The organism is Actinokineospora spheciospongiae (genome assembly GCF_003182415.1).
In the GTDB taxonomy this organism is placed as follows: domain Bacteria; phylum Actinomycetota; class Actinomycetes; order Mycobacteriales; family Pseudonocardiaceae; genus Actinokineospora; species Actinokineospora spheciospongiae.
In genome coordinates, this window is record NZ_QHCP01000003.1 from 316370 (window position 1) to 336134 (window position 19765).

Sequence of the window (19765 nt, forward strand, 5' to 3'; positions counted from 1 at the left end):
CGGAGCCGAGCGGGGGGTGGACTGTGGCGCTGCGTGTGGCGGTCGACTTCGGGACGTCGAGCACCTGCGTGGCCGTCTCGGTCAACGGCCGGGAGCCGCAGGTGGTCGTCGTCGACGGGCAGCCCCTGCTCCGCTCGGCCGTCTACGCCGCCACCGACGGCACCCTGTTCGTCGGCCAGGAGGCGGAGCGCCAGGCCGCGCTCGACCCCTCCCGCTACGAGCCCCACCCCAAGCGCCGGGTGGACGAGTCCGAACTCCTCCTCGGCGACGCGGTCCTCCCGGTCCCGGCGGTCTTCCGCGCCGTCCTCAGCCGGGCCGTGGCCGAGGCCAGGCGGGTCGCGGGCGGCGCCCCGGTCGACCAGCTCGTGCTGACCCACCCCGCCGACTGGGGCGGTGTGCGCACCCGGGTCCTGCGCCAGGCGGCCGCGGGCCTGGGCCACCGGGTCGCCACCGTCCCGGAACCGGTGGCCGCCGCGGTGTTCCACGCGGCGAGCTTCCCCGGCCCGCCGCAGCGCGCCCTCGCCGTCCTCGACGTCGGCGGCGGCACGGTGGACGTGAGCGTCGTGCGCACCCAGGGGCACCGGCACACCGTCCTGGCCACCAAGGGCGACCCGTCCTTCGGCGGCGCCGACGTCGACCAGCTCCTGCTGGAGCACATCGGCGCCACCTCCGGGCACCCCGAGGCCTGGCGCGACCTGGTGGAGGGCCGCGACCTCGCCGAGCGGCGCCGTCGCCGGGTGCTGCGCCAGGACGTCCGCGACGCCAAGGAGACCCTCTCCCGGCACCCCTACACCGACGTCCCGCTGCCCTCGCCGTTCCCGGACGCCCACGTCACCCGCGACGACCTGGAGCGCCTCATCGCCGAACCCGTGGGCCGGGCGGTGCGGCTGGTCAGCGCGGCGGTGGCGGAGTCGGGGCTGACCCCGGCCGAGCTGACCGGGGTGTTCCTGGTCGGCGGCTCCAGTCGCATCCCGCTGATCGCCCGGTTGGTGGCCGAGCGCACCGGTGTGGTCCCGGTAACCCTGGACCAGCCGGAGACCGTCGTCGCCCGCGGCGCGCTGCGCGCGGTCGCCCCCGACCCGGAGGGCACCGGCGTGCTCGCCCCCGGTCAGGACCGCACCGTGCCCACCAGCCGCCCCCCGATCGTCACCGCCGAGGAGCGCACCCGCCCCGTCCACAGCCCGGGCGAGGAGCGCACCCGTCCGGTCCACAGCCCGGCCGAGGAGCGCACCCGGCCGGTCCGCGGTCCGGTCCACCGCCACCCCTCCGGCCCGCTGCCGCGCCCGCTGCCCACCGGCCCACGCCCCCCGGGTCCCCCGTCCGGCGGGTTCCCCGCCGCGCACCCCGGGTCCGCGGCGGTCCGACCGTCCACCCCGGACAGCGCGCGGGGGGTGCGCGGGCGCACGTGGCTGCTGGCCGGCCTGGGCGCGCTGGTGCTCGCCGTCGCGGTGGCGGTCACCCTGGTCGTGGTGCTCGGCCGCGAGGAGCAGCCACCCGCCGACCCCGGCCGGGTCATCGCCCAGTACGAGTACCGCTTCGCGCTGCCCGACGGCTGGACCCAGACCGGGGGCGACCCGGGCCTGCTGCGCACCGAGATCAGACCGGCCGACGACACCGGCGGCGGGGACGCCGTGCTGGTCGAGGAGAAGCGGCTCAGCTTCGACAGCGGCGCCGAGCGGGCCCGCGCGGTGGGCAAGCTGCGCAGCGACTACGAGGCGGGCGGCGACCAGTTCACCGACTTCGCCGACGCGACCAGGTTCGCCGACCGCGACGTCGTGCACTACCGCGAACAGCTCGACGCCGAGAGCGCTACCGTCGACTGGTACGTCCTGTTCCAGGGGGCGGCCCAGGTCAGCGTCGGGTGCCAGTACACCGACGACGGCCGCGACCGGGTCGCGCGGGCGTGCGACGCGGTGGTCCGGTCCATGGTGGTCACCGGCTGAGTCCGGTCACCGGCTGAGATGAGGGGAGCGGGGATGAGCGCGCCGAACGAGGGCTTCGCCGAGTCGGTGGCCCGGTTCCGGTCCGAGGTGTCGGCCGCGGTCACCCGGGCCCGGCGGGCCTCCGCCGAGGCCAGGGACCAGGTGGCCGCTTTCCGCAGGGAGAACGACACCCTGGCCGCCCGCGCCCGCGACGGCGGCCTCCGGGTCGGGGTCGACGAGCTGACCGACCCGAGGGCTCGCGAGCGGGCCGCCGAGTGGCGCCGGGAACGCGGCCTGCCGGTCGACGAGTTCCCCCCGGCGCACCGGCTGGTCGCCGAGCGGGAGCCGGAACCGGAGCCCGAACCCGAGCCGGTGGACGACCCGCTGGCCGAGAACGACCCGGTGGTCCTGGAGCGCGACGACCCCGAGCCGCCCAGGCCCGCCCGCCCGGCCCCACCGGTCCGGCGCACCGACCCCGAGGACGACGACGGCTACTTCGCCGACCAGCAGATCCTGCTCGAGGGCGGCTGATTCCCCCGGCCGCGTCGCGAACGCACATGGCAGCTTCACCAATGTGAAGCCCCGCCATTGCCGCGCGCCCGGCCAAAGCGCCTCTGACCTGCGGGTTCCCCGCCCCGACATTTACGGGAGCAACTACCTCCGAACAAGTCGCACGCAGACGGAACCGAACCTGGCAGGGTCATCGTCGTAAGCGGCGTACGAACAAAGAACGCGTACGACCCACTACCACCAGGGGGTTCTCCCAATGTCCGGTTACGGAATCACGCCCGAAGAGATGGCCAAGGCCGCTGTCGACGTCGACAACGTCAACGAGGAGAGCCAGAACGCGCTCAAGAGCCTCGGCGGCGCCCTCGCCCCGCTGCACGACAACTGGAAGGGTGGCGCCGCCCGCGCGTTCGCCACGCTGATGGAGCGCTACAACACCGACGCCCAGAAGCTGCACAACGCCCTCGCGGCGATCTCCGAGCAGCTCAAGCAGTCGAACGCGGCGTACGTGCAGCAGGAAGAGGAGTCCTCCTCCTCGATGAGCTCCATCGCCAACGTCCTCGGCGGCTGAGTTCCCGCCCTCTTCGCTCCGCGGTTGATTTCCAGCTTCCACACCCAGACTTCGCAGACTTAGGGAGAACCACAATGTCCGGCGACATGATCAAGGTCAACTTCGCGGAGGTCGCGAACGCCTCGGCGTCCCTGGCCTCCACCTCCGGCCAGCTCGAGGGCCTGCTCGGCGACCTCAAGGCCCGCCTGGCCCCGCTGGCCGCGGGCTACACCGGTGCCGCCTCCGAGGCGTGGGCCGCCAAGCAGGCCGAGTGGGACCGCGCCTACGACGAGCTCAAGCAGGTCCTCTCCTCGATCGCCGTGGCCGTACAGCAGTCCGGTGAGAACTACGAGGCCACCGAGAAGGCCAACGCCAGCAAGTGGGGCTGATCGACCGCTGCCCCCTGGTGGCGGGTTGAGTCGAGAACTCCCGAGTGGGGCCCGGAGCGCGAGCTCTCGGGCCCCACTCGGGTTTTTCGTGTGTCCGAAAACACCCGTGCCCCCGCCCGGGGCGCTCCCGGGTCCCGCCACCCGCCCGCGCCACCCGCTCGCCACCGGCGCCGAACCGCCGGTCGACGCCCGCTGAACAGCGGGAAAACACCGCCAACAGGGGGTCGTTTTGACCCTCCCGGAGCGACCCGGTATCTTCTTACGTTGTTGTGCGGCGCGGGGCGTGAAGCTCGACTGGTCGAACGCGAGTCGAGTGGCGTTGCGCGCCCCGGGATGACCAACTCAACCCGGGGTGATGCCCGCACAGGCACCCATGACGCAAGTTGACGATGAGGTAGACCCGTGCCCACGTACAGCCCTAAGCCCGGCGAGGTCGACCGCGCCTGGCACGTGATCGATGCCGAGGACGTGGTGCTCGGCCGTCTCGCCACGCATGTGGCCACGCTCCTGCGTGGCAAGCACAAGCCCACTTTCGCCCCGCACGTGGACACCGGCGACTTCGTCGTCATCGTCAACGCTGAGAAGGTCGTGCTGACCGGCAACAAGCGGGACCAGGCGTTCGCGTACCGCCACAGCGGCTACCCCGGCGGTCTGCGCAAGCGGTCCTTCGGCGAGCTGCTCGACACCAAGCCCGACCGCCTGCTCGAGAAGGTCGTCAAGGGCATGTTGCCGAAGAACAAGCTCGGCCGCGCGCAGGGCAAGAAGCTCAAGGTCTACGCAGGCCCGGAGCACCCGCACGCCGCCCAGCAGCCCAAGCCGTTCGAGATTGCGAAGGTCGCCAAGTGAGCGAGGACGTCCAGACCCCCGAGACCGACGAGGCCCCCGTGGCCGCCGTCGAGGCTCCCGAGGCCGACGCGGTCGAGGAGACCCCCGAGGTCGCCGACACCGACGCCGACGAGTCGGCGGAAGAGGCCCCGGCCGAGTCCGACGCCGTCGAGTACGAGGTCGCGGAGGACGCCGACGAGGCGCCCGCCCTCCCGCGCATCGGCAACGAGACCGCGCAGACCGTCGGCCGCCGCAAGCAGGCGATCGTCCGGGTCCGCATCCTCCCCGGCACCGGCCAGTTCACCCTGAACGGCAAGTCGCTCGAGGAGTACTTCCCGAACAAGGTGCACCAGCAGCTCATCAAGGAGCCGCTGGTCATCACCGAGAAGCCGGAGTCGTTCGACATCCGCGCCCGCCTGCACGGCGGCGGCATCACCGGGCAGGCCGGCGCGCTGCGCCTGGCCATCGCCCGCGCGCTGATCGAGCTGGACATCGAGGACCGCCCGGTCCTCAAGAAGGCAGGCTTCCTGACCCGTGACCCGCGGGCCAAGGAGCGCAAGAAGTACGGTCTGAAGAAGGCCCGCAAGGCGCCTCAGTACAGCAAGCGCTGATCGAGAGCTTTCCCGGGAAGGAGCGGCAGGTGCGAACCTGCCGCTCCTTCCTGCGTCTCACACCCCAGCAGGTCCTGGTCCCCAGGGTCGGCGGCCCGACGGCCCCCGGCCCCACCGCAGCGGAGGATGCACCCCATGGCACGCCTGTTCGGCACCGACGGAATCCGGGGGCTCGGCAACCGGGACCTCACCCCGGAACTGGCCCTGTCGGTCGCCGCCGCGGCGGCGGCGGTGCTGGCCCCCCGGGACGGCTCGCACCGCCCGGTCGCCGTGGTCGGCCGCGACCCCCGCGCCAGCGGTGAGATGCTGCAGGCCGCGGTGTGCGCGGGCCTGGCGTCCGCGGGCGCGGACGTGCTCCAGGTGGGCGTGCTGCCCACCCCGGGTGTGGCGCACCTGGTCGGCGCGCTCAACGCCGACCTGGGCGTGATGATCTCCGCCTCGCACAACCCGATGCCGGACAACGGCATCAAGATCTTCGCCGCGGGCGGGCACAAGCTCGACGACGTGGTGGAGGACGCGATCGAGGCGGCGCTGGCGCAGCCCGCCGAGCGCCCCATCGGCGCCGGGGTCGGCCGCATCTACGACATCACCGACGCCCACGACCGCTACGTGGCCCACCTGCTGGCGTCCATCCCCAACCGCCTCGACGGCCTCAAGGTCGTCGTCGACTGCGCCAACGGCGCCGCCTGGGCCGCCGCCCCGCAGGCCTACCGCGAGGCGGGCGCCGAGGTCATCGCCATCAACGCCCTCCCCGACGGGGAGAACATCAACGACGGCTGCGGCTCCACCCACCTGGAGCCGCTGCGCGCCGCCGTCCTCGCCGAGGGCGCCGACCTGGGCATCGCCCACGACGGCGACGCCGACCGCTGCCTGGCCGTGGACGCCGCGGGCGAGGTCATCGACGGCGACCAGATCATGGCCGTGCTCGCCCTGGCCCTGCGCGACTCCGGCGAACTGGTCGACGACACCATGGTCGTCACGGTCATGAGCAACCTCGGCCTGCACCTGGCCATGCGCGACGCGGGCGTCAAGCTCCGCAGCACCGCCGTCGGCGACCGCTACGTCCTGGAGGAACTGCGCGGCGCGGGCCTGGCCCTCGGCGGCGAGCAGTCCGGCCACGTCGTCCTCCCCGGCTACGCCACCACCGGCGACGGCCTGCTCACCGCCATGCGCCTGATGGCCCGCGTCGTGGCCACCGGCCGCCCGCTGGCCGAACTCGCGGGCGTCATGCACCGCCTCCCGCAGGTCCTGGTCAACGTCCGCGTCGCCGACAAGGCCGCCGTCGCGGGCTCCGCCTCGGTTGGCGCCGCGGTCACCCAGGTCGAAACCGAACTCGGCGACACCGGCCGCGTCCTGCTCCGCCCCTCCGGAACCGAACAACTGGTCCGCGTCATGGTCGAGGCCCCCACCCACGACCTCGCCCAGTCCTGCGCCGACCGCCTCGCCGCCGTCGTCTCCGCGGCGAGCTGACGTCTTCACCCGCGCAAATAGGCCGTTCGGCGGTCGCGTGTCCCAGGTGGTCGGTAGATTTCTCCCCACGCGTGTGGTGGGGTCACGCGGGCGGCACCGGGATTTCGGCGGTCGTCGACGGAGGGGAAGTCGAGGCTAGGGGGCCAGCATGGCGGTAGACGAGACCATGGAGATGGACCACGAGGCGGTGAGGTCCGCCGGGATGGACGTCGCCGATCTCGCCGTCTCACTGCAGGAGGTCCAGCGCTACGCGACCGGGGACGGTCTGAAGGCGGAGCACTTCGGCGGCACGCCCGACGGTTTCGAGGCCTTCACCGCGTTCAACGGTGTCGTCCAGCGGCTCAGCGCCTCCGTCGGCAAGGCGCAGCAGTTCTGCGTGGAGGCCGCCCAGCGGCTCACCGACTCGGCCAAGTCCACCAGCGCCACCGACGTCGACAACGCGTGGGGCATCACCAAGGCCGGGGGTGAGTGACCGTGCCCGACGGCGGTCGTTTCAGCCACGAGGTCCAGGACGCGCTGCAGACCCCAGCCGACGTCCGGGCCGACCACCACTCCGAGAACGAGCTGCGCAAGCTCGACGACTTCACCAGGATGATGGGGAAGGACAACCTCGGCTTCCTCTACGACAAGTGGCGCAACCACCCGGCCTGCCTGCCGGGGAACAAGTCCAGGTGGGGCAGCCAGCCCGTCTACGGCGACGGGTGGCAGGAGAAGACCGACCAGTCCGGCGGCCTGTACAAGCTCAAGATCATCAACTGGGGCATGATGTGGGGCGCCAAGGGGCGCCTGGAGAACCTCATCAAGGCCGCCGGTGGCATCGACGGCTCGGCGGGCGCGGTCTCGGCCAAGCTCCAGGGCGCGTGGAAGAGCGGTGCCGGTGACCTCGCCGCCACCAAGTTCAACGACCTGCGCGCCGCCGCCATGGACTACAGCACCCAGCTCGGCCAACTGCGCGACCACATCACCGGCGCCCGCCAGACCACGCTTGACGTGATCAACAAGCTCAGGGACTTCCCGACCCAGAGCGACGTCGGCGGCAAGCCACTGGTCGACCGCTACAGCTCCCTCGGCGGCGGTGAGGGCGGCGGCGCCGAGGTCCGCGGCGACCTGAGCCGCTACATGGACGAGATGAAGCGCATCATCGGACAGGAGTTCGGCGGCGAGGGCAAGGGCACCTACCGGGCCGGTCCTTTCGCGCACGACGAGTGCGACCAGGTGCACGATGTTTGGGTGGGGGAGTTCTATGACACGAATCTCTCCTTCGGCCGGGTCATGCAGACGCCGGAGACGATGCGGTGGGCGGGGCAGGTCCACCTGACCGACGGCAACAACCGCTGGGCCAACGAGATCTGCAACGAGCTCGACGCCTTCTGCGAGTGCTACTTCCTCACCATCGGCAACTTCCGGCGCCGCATCGAGGAGGCCGTCAAGGCCGTCGAGCAGGCCTGGGACACCCTGAACTCGGCCGCGACGACCATGTCCGCGGACCCGTTCGGCAAGCTCAGCCTCTCCGGTGCCAGCCAGCCCCCGCCGGAGGAGAAGCCCCCGCCCAAGGAGGACAAGCGCGGCTCGACCGGCGGCCCCAAGGAAACCGGCGGCTCGGACACCGGCGGCACGGGCGGTTCGGACACCTCCACCCCGCCGAGCGCCGCCATGCCGCCCCCGCCCGAGGTCCCGCCGCTGCCGGACCCCACCCAGGCCGCCGGGGTCACCGACCCCACCGCGACCGACCCGACCACCACTGATCCGACCGCGACCGACCCGACCGCCACCGACCCGGCCACCGGCACGCCCGGTCAGAACACGGGCGGCAGCCCCGAGACGGTGACCATCACGGACGGGAACCGCACGATCGGCGTGCAGAGCCCGGACGGCCAGGGCCACGTCAAGGTGACGGTCGACGACGGCACCGGCACCCCCAAGTCCTACGACCTCGACTTCGGCGCGGGCCAGCCCACGACCACCCCGGGAGCAGCCACCCCGGGAGCGGCCACCCCGACCTCGGGCTTCGGCCCCGACGGCACCCCGGTCGCCCCCGGCCAGGACCCGGCGGCCCCGCCCCGGGCCGAGCAAGTCCTCGCCGGTGCCGACGGCAAGGCGGTCATCCACGACGGCGACCTGACCATCACCGCCGAGCGCCCGGACGGCGCCCCGGACACGGTCCGGGTCACCGTCGACAACGGGACCGGCACCCCGCAGGTCTACACGCTCGACTACGCCGACGGCCCCGCCGCGGATTCCACCGCTTCGAACCCCGCGGCACCCACCGCCGGGCCTCCCGGCACCGGGCAGCAGAACGCAGGCCCCCAGGCGCAGCCGCTCCAAGCCGGTCCGGCAGGCCAGCCGGTCGCGGGCGCCCAAGCGCAATCACCCCAAGCCGATCCGATCGGTCAGCAGGCCGCGAGTCCCCAGGCGCAGCAGTTCCAGGCCGATCCGGTCGGTCAGCCGGTCGCGGGCGGCCAGCAGCAGGCGTTCGCGTCCGGCCCCGGTTTCGGCGACCCCGGCGTCGGGCAGCAGTCCGCGGGCTTCGGCGGCTCCGCCGACGGCCAGCCGCTCGGTCCGTTGCAGGAACCCTCGGCCGCCACCCACGCGTCGAGTGCCCTGACCGCGGGCGACGAGTGGGGTGCCGCGGGCAGCGCCTTCGACCAGGACGGTCGCGACGGTCACGCCGACGGCCTGCCCGCGTCCGCCCAGACCGGCGACGTGCAGGCTTCGGGTTCCGGCGAGGCCGGGCTGGCCAGCGCCCAACCCGGGCACCAGGGCGACGCGGCGGGCCCGGCGGGTGCCGGGGCCGCGGGCGGCGGGATGCCGATGGGCGGTGGCGGCGCGATGGGCGGCGGCGGGGGCGGTGGTGGCGGGGGCGACTCCGAGCGCGCCGGGTCCCAGTGGCGGACCGTGGGCAACCTGTTCGATGACGACGACGAGGTCGGGCTGCCCCTCGGCGACGCGATCGGGGGTCGGTGAACACCGTGACCGAACCGAACCGGGCCATCCTGGCCCAGTACGAGGACATCGCCGCCCAGCACACCGCCCGGGTCGACGGCATCGGCGAGGAGTTCGCCGCCGAGCTGGCCCGCCAGGACGCGCTGGCCGCCGAGCGGGCCCGCGCGGCGGCCGAGGCGCTGCCCGCGGCGGAGGCGGCCCGCGAAGCCGCCCGCGCCCCGCAGGAGCCGGTCGAGCCGTCGAAGCCCGATTGGGGGCCGCGGCAGAACCGGCAGGTCGTCATGTCGTTCGGCGACGAGGAGTTGCGGGCCGAGGCCGCCCCGCGGACGACGCCCATCCCGGTGCAGGCCGCGCCGCCGACCACCCCCATCCCGGTGCCTGAGCCGGTGCGGGAGGCGCAGCCGCCGCGATACCTGTCCTTCGGGGGCGAGGAGGACGAGGCGGAAGCCGCGCTCCCGCCGCGGGTGCAGCGGCGGCCGGTTCGGCCGAGCAGGCCCGCCGAGCCCGACGACGACGACCTGTCCGGGCACACCTGGATGCGCTGATCCGTCCACCGCGGACGCCCCGCCGCCGAGTCCACTCGGGAGCGGGGCGTTTTGCGTCCGTTAAGGGATCTGCCCGATCCGGAACCCGCCGTCGCCGTGCGGACGTCGTAGGTGGACGAGCAGGTGCGAGGGAAGAGGGCGATCGTGGTGGACGGGTACAGCACCGGGGGTGAGTTGGCCGGGATCGCCGGGCGCGTCAAGGGGCAGGTCGAGCCCATCGGCGCGCAGGCGGACCGGCTCGACGACGGGCAGGTCGGTCCGGCCGACTTCGGGCGGGCGTTCGCCGACCGCGGGAGCGCCTACGCCGAGGCCCTGCGCGGGCACCTCGTCGCCGGGGTGCGCGGGTACGCGACCGCCACCAGCACCTACGCCGACCGGCTGACCGACACCCACCGCGACTACGCCGCGGCCGAGCAGGACAACAGCTCCACCGTCCGGAATGCGTGGCAGTGATGGCCGACTACAGCACCTGGGACGAGGTCAAGGCCGTCCTGGACGACCCCGCCGTCTCCGACGACGACAAGGCCCGCATCCTGCGCGCCTTCGCCGACGTGCACGGCTCCTCGCCGTTCCTCGGGCGCGATCCGGAGTTCTGGGACAACGCCGGGGAGATCGAGGACTACGCCGACCGCTACGGCGTCCGGGACGACGTCCGCGACCGGATCGGCGGCTTCCCCAGCCGGGAGGAGCGGGACGCGGGTCAGGCGACGCTCGACCGGGAGCTGAACCGCGCCGAGTGGGACCGGGCCGTGGACCGGGCGGGGGAGGACCTGGCGGGCCTGCCCGGCCGCACCGTCGAGGGCGGTGGCGCGGGGGTCGGCACCTCCGACGAGATCCTGGAACCCGGGTCGCGCGGCATGGGTTTCTTCGCCCTGTTCCTCCCGCCCTACCGGGACTGGCGCTGCGGTGGCCCCGACCTGCACACCGACTTCGAGAACGTCTACGACGAGCTGAAGTCCATCAACTTCGGCAGGTTCCGCGCCGACGCCGCCACCATGGGCCAGGTGCACGGCGAGCTGACCGAGGTGACCCTCGACCTGAGCACCGCCGCGGGTGACCTGCGCGGCGTGTGGTCCGGCCCGGCCGCCGACGCCGCCGACGCCTACGGGCGCGCGTTCGTCGGGCACGGCCGGGAGGTCGCCGACAGCGCCGGGACCGCGTCGACCCTGGTCACCGAGGGCGTCGCGCACATCGAGACGGCCGTGCTGCACCGGGCGCAGACCGTGTTCGGGCTGTGGGCGGACACCGTAGACGGGCTCACGCCCCAGGACACTTCCCGGGTCATCCGGGCCGCCCGGCAGCAGGCGGACCGGGACGAGCTGCGCGACATGCGCGGCTGGCCGATGTTCGGCGGGCTCGACGACGACCTGTTCTCCTGGATCGGCTGGGCCCTCTGGGGCAACCGGGTGCGGGAGATCATGGCCCAGGCGGCCCAGGGGTGGCTCGACGGCACGTTCGTGGCCCTGTTCGACCAGAAGAAGCGGACCTTCGACGAGATCTGCGCCTCCACCAGGGAATCGGTGTCGGAGGGGTGGGCGGCCGTCGTCGACGGGCTGAACGCCGTCCCGGCCGACCCGTTCGCCGACCTGGCGGGCGGCATCGAGGTGCCGCGGCCGGACACCGGGCAGGGGCCCTCGACGCAGGGGCCGGGCGCGGTGGAGAACCCCACGTCGGGAAGCCCTTCGTCGGGTGGCGGCGGCGCGCCGACCGCGCCTTCGTCGTCGGGCAGCCCATCCGCTCCCGGCGGGGGCGGGTCCGGTTCGGGGGCTTCGAGCAGTGGGACTCCGCAGGCGCCCGCGGTCCCGACCGTTCCGCAGGGTGCGCTCACGCAGCTCGACCAGACGCCGGGCGCGGGGCCCCGGCTCGACGACCTGATCACCGGCGGCACGGGTGGGCACGTCGGCGGCGGGGTGGGCGACGCGCTCGACCCGGCCCCGGACACGGTCACCATCACCGACGGGGACGTCTCGTACACGGTCTCCGAACCGGACGCGGCCGGGCGGGCGACGCTCACCGTGGACACCGGGGACGGCAAGCCCAAGACCCACCAGCTCGACTTCGGACCGGCAGGCGCCGACGCGGGCTTCGGTCCCGAGCGGCGGGTCGCGGCGGAGGGCGTCCTCACCCCGGAGCCGGGGACGGGCAAGATCCAGGTCACCGACTCGCTCACGGCCGAGCGCACCGAGGACGGGAAGATCGTCCTGCGCACCCCGGGCGTGGACGGCGCGGCCCCGAAGTCCTACACGGTCGACTTCCACGAACCCGCGCCCGCCGATCCCGCTTCGCGGCCTGCCGGGCTCGCCGGTGGGATGCCGGTGGACACCGCGGGCACCGCCGGTGGCTCCGCGAGCGGCGGGCCTGGCGGGGGCTCGGCAGGCGGCGGCCCAGCGGCGGGCGGTGGTTCGGCCGGCGGTGGTCCTGCCGGTGGGGGTTCGGCGGGCGGTGGCCCAGTGGCGGGCGGTGGTCCGGCGGGCGGCGGTTCCCCCGGCGGTGGGGCCGCCGCGCCCGTGCCCGCCGGGCCGGGGTCGTTCGCCGGGGCCATGCCCGCCGAGGCCGTGCCGGGGAACCCGGCGGGCGGCGTCGCCGCCGCCGCACCCGCCGCCTCCGGTGTGTCCGGTGGGTCCGGGGGCGGTGGCGGGTTCGGCGGCACGCCGATGATGGGCGGCATGGGCGCGGGCGGTGGCGGCAACGCCGGGGGGACCGACCGCGAAGCCAACCGCTACCTGGTGGCCAAGGACGTGTTCGAGGAGGACTTCGACCGCTTCGCCAGGGTCAAGGGGATGCTGGACCCGGAGTCGGTCAAGTGACCCCCGGACTGGACGGGGCACGAGCCCGGTTGGCGGCCGCCGCGGCGGCTGTCCGGGAGGTGCGGCTCCGGGAGGAGGACGCGCTGGCCGAGGTGCGTCGGCGGGCGGCGGCCAACAGCGCCGCCGCCGGTGCCGCCGCGCTGGCGGCCGCCGAGGCCATCGACCGTTCCGAGGAGCGGGCCAAGTCCACCGCGCCGCCTCGGCCGGAGGCGAAGTCCTACGTGCTGGACCTCGGACCCGCCGAGGACTGAGGTCCCGCCGGGCCGGGGAGCGACCGCACCCCGGCGCCTGGTCGACAGGTCTTCCGAGGACCGGGGTTCCGCGTGACCGGAGGCTGCCCGGTCACGCGCTCTGGTCGACCGGGTCTTCCAGGGTGTTGTCGAAGGTGATGTCGGCCGACTTGAACGGGGTCTCCAGGAGCGGCAGGTAGTCCCGCTGCCCCGCCAGGTGCACCAGGAAGAACGCCGTCAGCAGGGCCTTGGCCGCCTTGTGCGTCGCCGACTCCGCCTTGCCCGCGACCAGCAGCCCGCTCCAGTGCCTGCCCTCGGTGAACCCCAGGTGGCTGGCCTTGGGCAGGGTGCGCACCTGCGCCGGGCCGGACCACGCCTCGGCGATCAGCTCCGCGTTGGCCACCGGTGGGGCGACGACGTCGCGCCCGCCGACCAGGTGCAGGCCGGGCATCGAGCACCCCCGCGCCGCGTCCGTGGCGAACGGGCGGGTCTGGGCCGCGGCCAGGGTGGCCACCGCCCGGACCTTCGGGTTGGCCGCCGCCGCCAGGACCGCGCTGCCGCCGCCGGTGGAGTGACCGGCCAGGCCGAGCTTGCCCGGGTCCACGCTGATCGCGCCGTCGCCGAGGCGGACCCCCACGCAGACGTCCAGGGTGGTCTGCAGGTCAGCGGCCAGGAGGCGGTGCGAGCCGAGCGGGCCCGCGTGGGTGGCCGGGGCCGCCGCGACGACGCCCCAGGACGCCAGGTGGCGCAGGAGGCCGTGGTAGCGGGAGGGGGGTTGCAGCCAGCCGTGGCCGAAGGCGACCGCGGGCAGGCCGAGGCCCGACTCCGGGGTGCAGACCAGTCCGGGCATCCCGACGAGCGCCAGGTCACCGCGCAGGACTCGGTGCGGGCCCTGGCGGGACAGCTCGACGAGGAGGTTCTTGGCCTTGCGTGCCATGCGCGCAGCCTATCCGGGTCCCCCCGGCGCGGCCGGCTACCCTGGTCGGGTGTGCGGAATCATGGGATACGTCGGGCACCGGCCCGCGCTGGACGTCGTGCTGGACGGACTGCGCAGGCTCGAGTACCGCGGATATGACTCTGCGGGTGTCGTCGTCCTCGCGGACGGTGGGCTCGCGGTCGAGCGCAAGGCAGGTCGGCTCGCCAACCTGGAAGCGCGGCTCGACGAGGTGGGCCGGGACGGGTTCGCGGGCACCGCGGGCATGGGCCACACCAGGTGGGCCACGCACGGGGCGCCGGTGGACCGCAACTCCCACCCGCACCGCGACGCCACCGGGCGGGTGGCCGTGGTGCACAACGGGATCATCGAGAACTTCGCCGCGCTGCGCGCCGAGCTGGAGGCGGCCGGGGTCGAGCTGATCAGCGACACCGACAGCGAGACCGCCGCGCACCTGGTCGCCCTGGCCTACGCGACCGGGGAGACCGCCGGGGACTTCCCGGCGAGCGTGCGCGCGGTGTGCCGTCGGCTCGAAGGCGCGTTCACCCTGGTGTTCACCCACGCCGACCACCCGGACCTGATCGTCGCCGCGCGCCGGTCCTCGCCGCTGGTGGTCGGCATCGGCGACGGGGAGACGTTCCTCGCCTCGGACGTCGCCGCGTTCATCGAGCACACCTCCCAGGCCGTGGAGCTGGGCCAGGACCAGGTGGTGCTGATCACCCGCGACGGGTACGAGGTGACCGACTTCGCCGGGGAGCCCGCGCCCGCGAAGCCGTTCACCGTCGACTGGGACCTGTCGGCCGCGGAGAAGGGCGGCCACGAGTACTTCATGCTCAAGGAGATCGAGGAGCAGCCCACCGCGCTCGCCGACACCCTGCGCGGGCACTTCGTCGGCGGCCGGATCGTGCTCGACGAGCAGCGCCTGTCCGACCAGGAGCTGCGCGACGTCGACAAGGTGTTCGTGGTGGCCTGCGGCTCGGCCTACCACTCCGGCCTGGTCGCCAAGTACGCCATCGAGCACTGGACCCGGCTGCCCGTCGAGGTCGAGCTGGCCAGCGAGTTCCGCTACCGCGACCCGGTGCTCGACCGCTCCACCCTGGTCGTGGCGATCTCCCAGTCCGGGGAGACGGCCGACACCCTCGAAGCGGTGCGGCACGCCCGCGAGCAGAAGGCGCGCGTGCTGGCCGTCTGCAACACCAACGGCGCCCAGATCCCGCGCGAGTCCGACGCGGTGCTCTACACGCACGCCGGTCCCGAGATCGGGGTCGCCTCCACCAAGGCGTTCCTGGCCCAGGTCGCGGCGAACTACCTGGTCGGCCTGGCCCTGGCGCAGGCCCGCGGCACCAAGTACCCCGACGAGGTGGCCCGCGAGTTCCACGAGCTGGAGGCCATGCCCGAGGCCGTGCGGACCGTGCTGGGCACCAGCGAGCGGGTCCGCGAGCTGGGCCGCGAGCTGGCCGACGCCAAGGCGGTGCTGTTCCTGGGCAGGCACGTCGGCTACCCGGTGGCCCTCGAGGGCGCGCTCAAGCTCAAGGAGCTGGCGTACATGCACGCCGAGGGCTTCGCCGCCGGTGAGCTCAAGCACGGCCCGATCGCGCTGATCGAGGAGGGCCTGCCGGTGGTGGTGGTGATGCCGTCGCCGAAGGGGCGGGCGGTGCTGCACTCGAAGCTGGTGTCGAACATCAGCGAGATCCAGGCCCGCGGCGCGCGCACCATCGTCATCGCCGAGGAGGGCGACGAGACGGTGCGCCCGTTCGCCGACGAGCTGATCGAGGTGCCCGCCGTCCCGACGCTGCTGCAACCGCTGGTGTCGACGGTGCCGTTGCAGGTGCTCGCCGCGGAGATCGCCAGGTCGCGCGGCTACGACGTGGACAAGCCGCGCAACCTGGCCAAGTCCGTCACGGTGGAGTAGGTCGTGCGAGGCGCGTGGTCGACCGGTCGCATCCGCGAGGCCGAGGAGAAGGTCCTGGCCGTCACCCCCGACGGCGCGCTGATGCGGCGCGCCGCCTGGGGGCTGGCCGGGCGGGCGCGGCGGATGCTGGCCGAGCGCACCGGCGGGGTGGCCGGGCGCCGGGTGCTGCTGCTCGTCGGCGCGGGCAACAACGGCGGCGACGCCCTGTGGGCGGGCGCCTACCTGCGGCGCCGGTCGGTCGGGGTGAGCGCGCTGCTGCTCGCCCCGGACCGCGCGCACGCCGGGGGCCTGGCCGCGTTCCGGTCGGCGGGCGGGCGGGTGGTGACCGGGGTGGTCCCGGCCGACCTGGTCATCGACGGCATCGTGGGGCTGTCCGCCCGTGGTTCGCTGCGCCCGGACGCCGCCGCGGTGGTCGAGCGGATCAGCGCGCCGATCCTGGCCGTGGACCTGCCCAGCGGCGTCGACCCGGACACCGGGGCCGTCGACGGACCGGCGGTCACCGCCGCGGCCACGGTCACCTTCGGCGGGTACAAGCCGGTGCACTTCCTCGCCGGTGCCCGCTGCGGCGAGGTGCACCTGGTCGACCTGGGCCTGGACCTGACCGACCCGGACTTCGCCGTCCTCGACCGCGCGGACGTGGCCGCCGCCTGGCCGCTGCCGGGGGAGTCCGACGACAAGTACACCCAGGGCGTCGTCGGCGTCACCGCCGGGTCGTCGACCTACCCGGGCGCGGCCGTGCTGGCCACCGGGTCGGCGGTGCGCGCCACCTCGGGCATGACCCGCTACGCCGGGTCGGCCGCCGAGGAGGTCAGCAGGCGGTACCCGGAGGTCGTCGTCACCGGCTCGGTGACCGACGCGGGCCGGGTGCAGGCGTGGGTGGCCGGGCCCGGCATGGGCACCGGCAACGCCGCCCGCGACGTGCTGCGGCACGTGCTCGACGCCGGGGTGCCCACCGCGGTCGACGCCGACGGGATCACCCTGCTCGCCGACCACCCGGAGCTGTGGGACGCCCGCGACCCGGGTGCCCCGGTGCTGCTCACCCCGCACGACCGCGAGTTCGCCAGGATCGCCGAGCCGCGCGGCATCACCCTGGGCGCCGACCGGGTCGCCGCCGCCCGCGCACTGGCCGCCGAGCTGAACGCGACCGTGCTGCTCAAGGGGCACGCGACCGTCGTCGCCGGGCCGGACGGGCGGGTGCTGGTCAACCAGGCCCGCTCGCACTGGCTGGCCACCGCGGGCTCCGGCGACGTGCTCTCCGGCATCGTCGGCGCGCTGCTCGCCGCCGGGCTCGACCCGGTGCTGGCCGGCGGCGCGGCGGCCTACCTGCACGTCCGGGCGGGGGAGTTGGCCGCCGACGGTGCCCCCGCGTCCGCGGCCCGGATCGGGGAAGCGGTGACCGCCGCCATCCGCGACCTGGTGTGCGACGATGACCGCCGTCATGGCTGAGCCGAACCCAGCGCCGAACCCCGTGCGCGCCGAGGTGGTGGTCGACCTCGACCACCTGCGGCACAACGTCGCCCTCCTCGCCGCCCGCGCCGGGAGCGCGGACACCCTGGCCGTGGTCAAGGCCGACGCCTACGGCCACGGCGCCGTCCCGGTGGCCAGGGCGGCGCTGGAGGCCGGGGCGACCTGGCTCGGCTCCTGCTCCCTGGACGAGGCGCTGGCCCTGCGCGCGGCGGGCATCGACGCGCCCATACTGTCCTGGTTGGACACCCCGGGCACCGACCTCGCCGCCGGGGTGGCGGCGGGCATCGACCTCGGCGTGTCCAGTGTGGACCAACTGCGCGGCCTGTCCGGCGCCCGGCTGCACCTCAAGGTCGACACCGGGTTGAGCCGCAACGGCTGCCCGCCGCGGGACTGGCCGGAACTGGTCGCCGCGGCCGCCGCCTCGGACAACGAGGTGTACGCGATCTGGTCGCACCTGGCCTGCGCCGACGAACCCGACCACCCCTCCGTCGACGCCCAGGCCAAGCGCTTCGCCGACGCCCACGACGTCGCCCTGGCCGCCGGGCTCACCCCCAAGCGGCACCTGGCCAACTCCGCGGCGACCCTGCTGCGCCCGGACCTGCACTTCGACATGGTCCGCGTCGGCATCGCCATGTACGGGCTGAACCCGGTGCCGCAGCGCGAGGACCTGCGCCCGGTCATGTCGTTCCGCTCGTCGGTGGCGCTGACCAAGCGCCTCCCGGCTGGCGAGTCCGTCTCCTACGGGCACACCTGGACCGCCGACCGCGACACCACGGTGGCCCTGGTCCCCGTCGGCTACGCCGACGGCGTCCCCCGGCTGCTGTCGGGGCGGATGGAGGTCCTGCTCGCCGGTCGCCGCCGCCCGGTGCGCGGCCGGGTCTGCATGGACCAGGTCGTCGTCGACTGCGGCGACGACGAGGTGGCCGTGGGCGCGGAGGTCGTGCTGTTCGGCGACGGGTCGCGCGGCGAGCCGACCGCCACCGAGTGGGCCGAGGCGATCGGCACCATCGACTACGAGGTCGTCACCGGCATGTACCGCCCCCGCGTGGTGCGGCGGTACCCGGGGGCGAGGTGAACCGCGCGGGCTGGGCGGGCCTGGTCGGCGCCGCGGTCGGCGTCGCCGCCGCGGGCGCCACCGTCGCCGTCCGCGTCGCCAGGGGCCGCGGGTCCGGGGAGCCGGACCCGGGTGACCGCCTGGGCGGGCTGGCCCCCACCCGCGAGTCCACCGTGACCACCGCCGACGGCCTGGCCCTGTCGGTGGAGGAGGTCGACCCCGACGACGGCGGCGAGCCCGCGCTGACCGCGGTCCTCGTCCACGGCTTCGCCATGAGCAGGCTCTGCTGGCACTTCCAGCGCCGCGACCTCGCCGCGCTGACCGACCCCCGGGTCCGCCAGGTCCTCTACGACCACCGCAGCCACGGCCGCTCCGCCAGGGCGCGGGCCGACACCAGCACCATCGACCAGCTCGCCGCCGACCTCGACGAGGTCATCCGCGCCGTCGCCCCCACCGGCCCGCTGGTCCTTGTCGGGCACTCCATGGGCGGCATGGCGATCATGGCGCTGGCCGAGCGCGACCCGGGGCTGTTCGCCGACCGGGTGCGCGGGGTGGCGTTCATCGGCACCTCCGCGGGCGAGGTCGGCAAGTCCGGCCTGCCCCGGCCGCTGCTGTCGAAGTACAACCCCACGGTCCGGCTCCTCGGCGTCGTCGCCGACCGGCAGCCCCGCCTGGTGGAACTGGTCCGGTCGGCGGGCGGGCGCCTGACCCGCCGGGGGACGCGCGTCCTGGGCTTCGGCAGCGGCGACGTCAGCCCGGCCGCCGTCGACTTCCTGGTGTCCATGCTCGACGCCACCCCGGTCCGCGTCCTCGCCGACTTCGCCGACACCCTGGGCAGCCACAACCGCTACGCCGCCCTGGCCGGTCTCAAGCACTGCCGGGTCCTGGTCCTCGGCGGCGACGAGGACCGGATGACCCCCTTCTCCCACTCCGAGCGCATCGCCCTGGCACTGCCCGACGCCACCCTGGTCAAGGCCCCGGGCGCGGGGCACACCGTCATGCTGGAACAGCCCGACCTGGTCACCGGGCACCTGACCACCCTGCTGCGCGAGTGCGCCCGCGGTCGCGGCGCGGACTCCGAGGGCGCGGCTCCGACGAGGAAGTGAGGGACCGTGCCCGAGCGGTTGTCGCTGCGCACCCCGCAAGACACGGAGGCCTTCGGCCACGCCCTGGGCGAGGCCCTGCGCGCCGGTGACCTGGTCCTGCTGGCGGGCCCGCTGGGCGCGGGGAAGACCGTGCTGACGCGGGGAATCGCCGCCGGGCTGGGCGTGCGGGGCCGGGTCAGCAGCCCCACCTTCGTCATCGCCCGCGAGCACCCGGCCGGTCCCCGGGGCATCCCGCTCATCCACGTGGACGCCTACCGCCTCGGCGGCGACCTGGACGAGCTGGACGACCTGGACCTCGACAGCGAACTGGTCGACTCGGCCGTGGTGGTCGAGTGGGGCGAGGGCAGCGCCGACCGCCTCACCCCCGACCACCTCGTCGTCCGCCTCACCCGCCACCCCGACGACACCCGCACGCTCACCCTGGAGCCGCACGGCACCTGGGTGGACCGCGTCGATTTCCCTTTCCCCCGACCGAACCCGGTCCCCTAGGCTG

Annotated in this window: 19 protein-coding genes; 18 read left to right on the forward strand and 1 reads right to left on the reverse strand. The window is 74.4% G+C overall.

Going from position 1 to position 19765, the window contains the following annotated elements:
• Window positions 1-23: 23 nt before the first annotated feature.
• From DFQ13_RS09020 to DFQ13_RS09080, 13 genes are all read left to right on the forward strand, one after another.
• Complete coding sequence (locus tag DFQ13_RS09020; RefSeq protein WP_110079473.1) at window positions 24-1943, forward strand: type VII secretion-associated protein; 1920 nt, start codon at window positions 24-26, stop codon at window positions 1941-1943.
• Window positions 1944-1976: 33 nt separating this feature from the next.
• Complete coding sequence (locus DFQ13_RS09025) at window positions 1977-2453, forward strand: hypothetical protein (protein ID WP_110079474.1); 477 nt, start codon at window positions 1977-1979, stop codon at window positions 2451-2453.
• A gap of 235 nt (window positions 2454-2688) precedes the next feature.
• Window positions 2689-3000: a WXG100 family type VII secretion target gene (locus DFQ13_RS09030; RefSeq protein ID WP_035290608.1), complete on the forward strand. Its 312-nt coding sequence runs from the start codon at window positions 2689-2691 to the stop codon at window positions 2998-3000.
• 74 nt (window positions 3001-3074) lie between these two features.
• Complete coding sequence (locus DFQ13_RS09035) at window positions 3075-3368, forward strand: WXG100 family type VII secretion target (RefSeq protein WP_035290610.1); 294 nt, start codon at window positions 3075-3077, stop codon at window positions 3366-3368.
• Window positions 3369-3770: 402 nt separating this feature from the next.
• A complete protein-coding gene (gene rplM / locus DFQ13_RS09040; RefSeq protein WP_035290612.1) occupies window positions 3771-4214 on the forward strand; it encodes a 50S ribosomal protein L13 in 444 nt (147 codons plus the stop codon).
• Window positions 4211-4804, forward strand: coding sequence for a 30S ribosomal protein S9 (gene rpsI, locus DFQ13_RS09045; RefSeq protein ID WP_407643146.1), 594 nt, complete (start codon window positions 4211-4213; stop codon window positions 4802-4804). The genes rplM and rpsI overlap by 4 nt, the downstream gene beginning before the upstream one ends.
• 135 nt (window positions 4805-4939) lie before the next feature.
• Window positions 4940-6274 (forward strand): phosphoglucosamine mutase, encoded by a 1335-nt coding sequence (glmM, locus tag DFQ13_RS09050; protein ID WP_110079475.1) that lies wholly within the window; start codon window positions 4940-4942, stop codon window positions 6272-6274.
• 148 nt (window positions 6275-6422) lie between these two features.
• Window positions 6423-6746, forward strand: coding sequence for a hypothetical protein (locus DFQ13_RS09055; protein WP_146241175.1), 324 nt, complete (start codon window positions 6423-6425; stop codon window positions 6744-6746).
• A complete protein-coding gene (locus DFQ13_RS33680) occupies window positions 6743-9238 on the forward strand; it encodes a hypothetical protein (protein WP_181399899.1) in 2496 nt (831 codons plus the stop codon). Before DFQ13_RS09055 ends, DFQ13_RS33680 begins: the two co-directional genes overlap by 4 nt.
• A gap of 5 nt (window positions 9239-9243) precedes the next feature.
• Entirely contained in the window at window positions 9244-9762 is a 519-nt protein-coding gene (locus DFQ13_RS09065) for a hypothetical protein (protein ID WP_146241177.1), read from the forward strand.
• 123 nt (window positions 9763-9885) lie between these two features.
• Window positions 9886-10215, forward strand: coding sequence for a hypothetical protein (locus DFQ13_RS09070; RefSeq protein ID WP_146241179.1), 330 nt, complete (start codon window positions 9886-9888; stop codon window positions 10213-10215).
• Window positions 10215-12569, forward strand: coding sequence for a WXG100 family type VII secretion target (locus tag DFQ13_RS33040; protein WP_146241180.1), 2355 nt, complete (start codon window positions 10215-10217; stop codon window positions 12567-12569). The genes DFQ13_RS09070 and DFQ13_RS33040 overlap by 1 nt, the downstream gene beginning before the upstream one ends.
• Complete coding sequence (locus DFQ13_RS09080) at window positions 12566-12820, forward strand: hypothetical protein (protein ID WP_035290624.1); 255 nt, start codon at window positions 12566-12568, stop codon at window positions 12818-12820. Before DFQ13_RS33040 ends, DFQ13_RS09080 begins: the two co-directional genes overlap by 4 nt.
• Before the next feature lie 91 nt (window positions 12821-12911).
• Here DFQ13_RS09080 and DFQ13_RS09085 read toward each other — a convergent pair whose 3' ends face one another.
• Window positions 12912-13736, reverse strand: a complete 825-nt coding sequence (locus DFQ13_RS09085; RefSeq protein WP_035290626.1) for a dienelactone hydrolase family protein — start codon at window positions 13734-13736, stop codon at window positions 12912-12914.
• A 49-nt stretch (window positions 13737-13785) separates the two neighbouring features.
• On the opposite strand from DFQ13_RS09085, the gene glmS reads away from it, so the two are divergent.
• The 5 genes from glmS to tsaE are packed head-to-tail and all read left to right on the forward strand — an operon-like array spanning window position 13786 to window position 19761.
• On the forward strand, window positions 13786-15645 hold the full coding sequence (gene glmS, locus DFQ13_RS09090) for a glutamine--fructose-6-phosphate transaminase (isomerizing) (protein ID WP_035290628.1): 1860 nt from the start codon (window positions 13786-13788) through the stop codon (window positions 15643-15645).
• A gap of 3 nt (window positions 15646-15648) precedes the next feature.
• Window positions 15649-17091: an NAD(P)H-hydrate dehydratase gene (locus tag DFQ13_RS09095; RefSeq protein WP_110079479.1), complete on the forward strand. Its 1443-nt coding sequence runs from the start codon at window positions 15649-15651 to the stop codon at window positions 17089-17091.
• Window positions 17072-18187 carry an alanine racemase gene (gene alr / locus DFQ13_RS09100; RefSeq protein WP_233438329.1) on the forward strand — a complete coding sequence of 372 codons (1116 nt, stop codon included), beginning with the start codon at window positions 17072-17074 and terminating at the stop codon, window positions 18185-18187. Before DFQ13_RS09095 ends, alr begins: the two co-directional genes overlap by 20 nt.
• On the forward strand, window positions 18184-19272 hold the full coding sequence (locus DFQ13_RS09105) for an alpha/beta fold hydrolase (RefSeq protein ID WP_233438330.1): 1089 nt from the start codon (window positions 18184-18186) through the stop codon (window positions 19270-19272). The genes alr and DFQ13_RS09105 overlap by 4 nt, the downstream gene beginning before the upstream one ends.
• Before the next feature lie 6 nt (window positions 19273-19278).
• Complete coding sequence (gene tsaE / locus DFQ13_RS09110; protein ID WP_110079481.1) at window positions 19279-19761, forward strand: tRNA (adenosine(37)-N6)-threonylcarbamoyltransferase complex ATPase subunit type 1 TsaE; 483 nt, start codon at window positions 19279-19281, stop codon at window positions 19759-19761.
• Window positions 19762-19765: the final 4 nt, after the last annotated feature.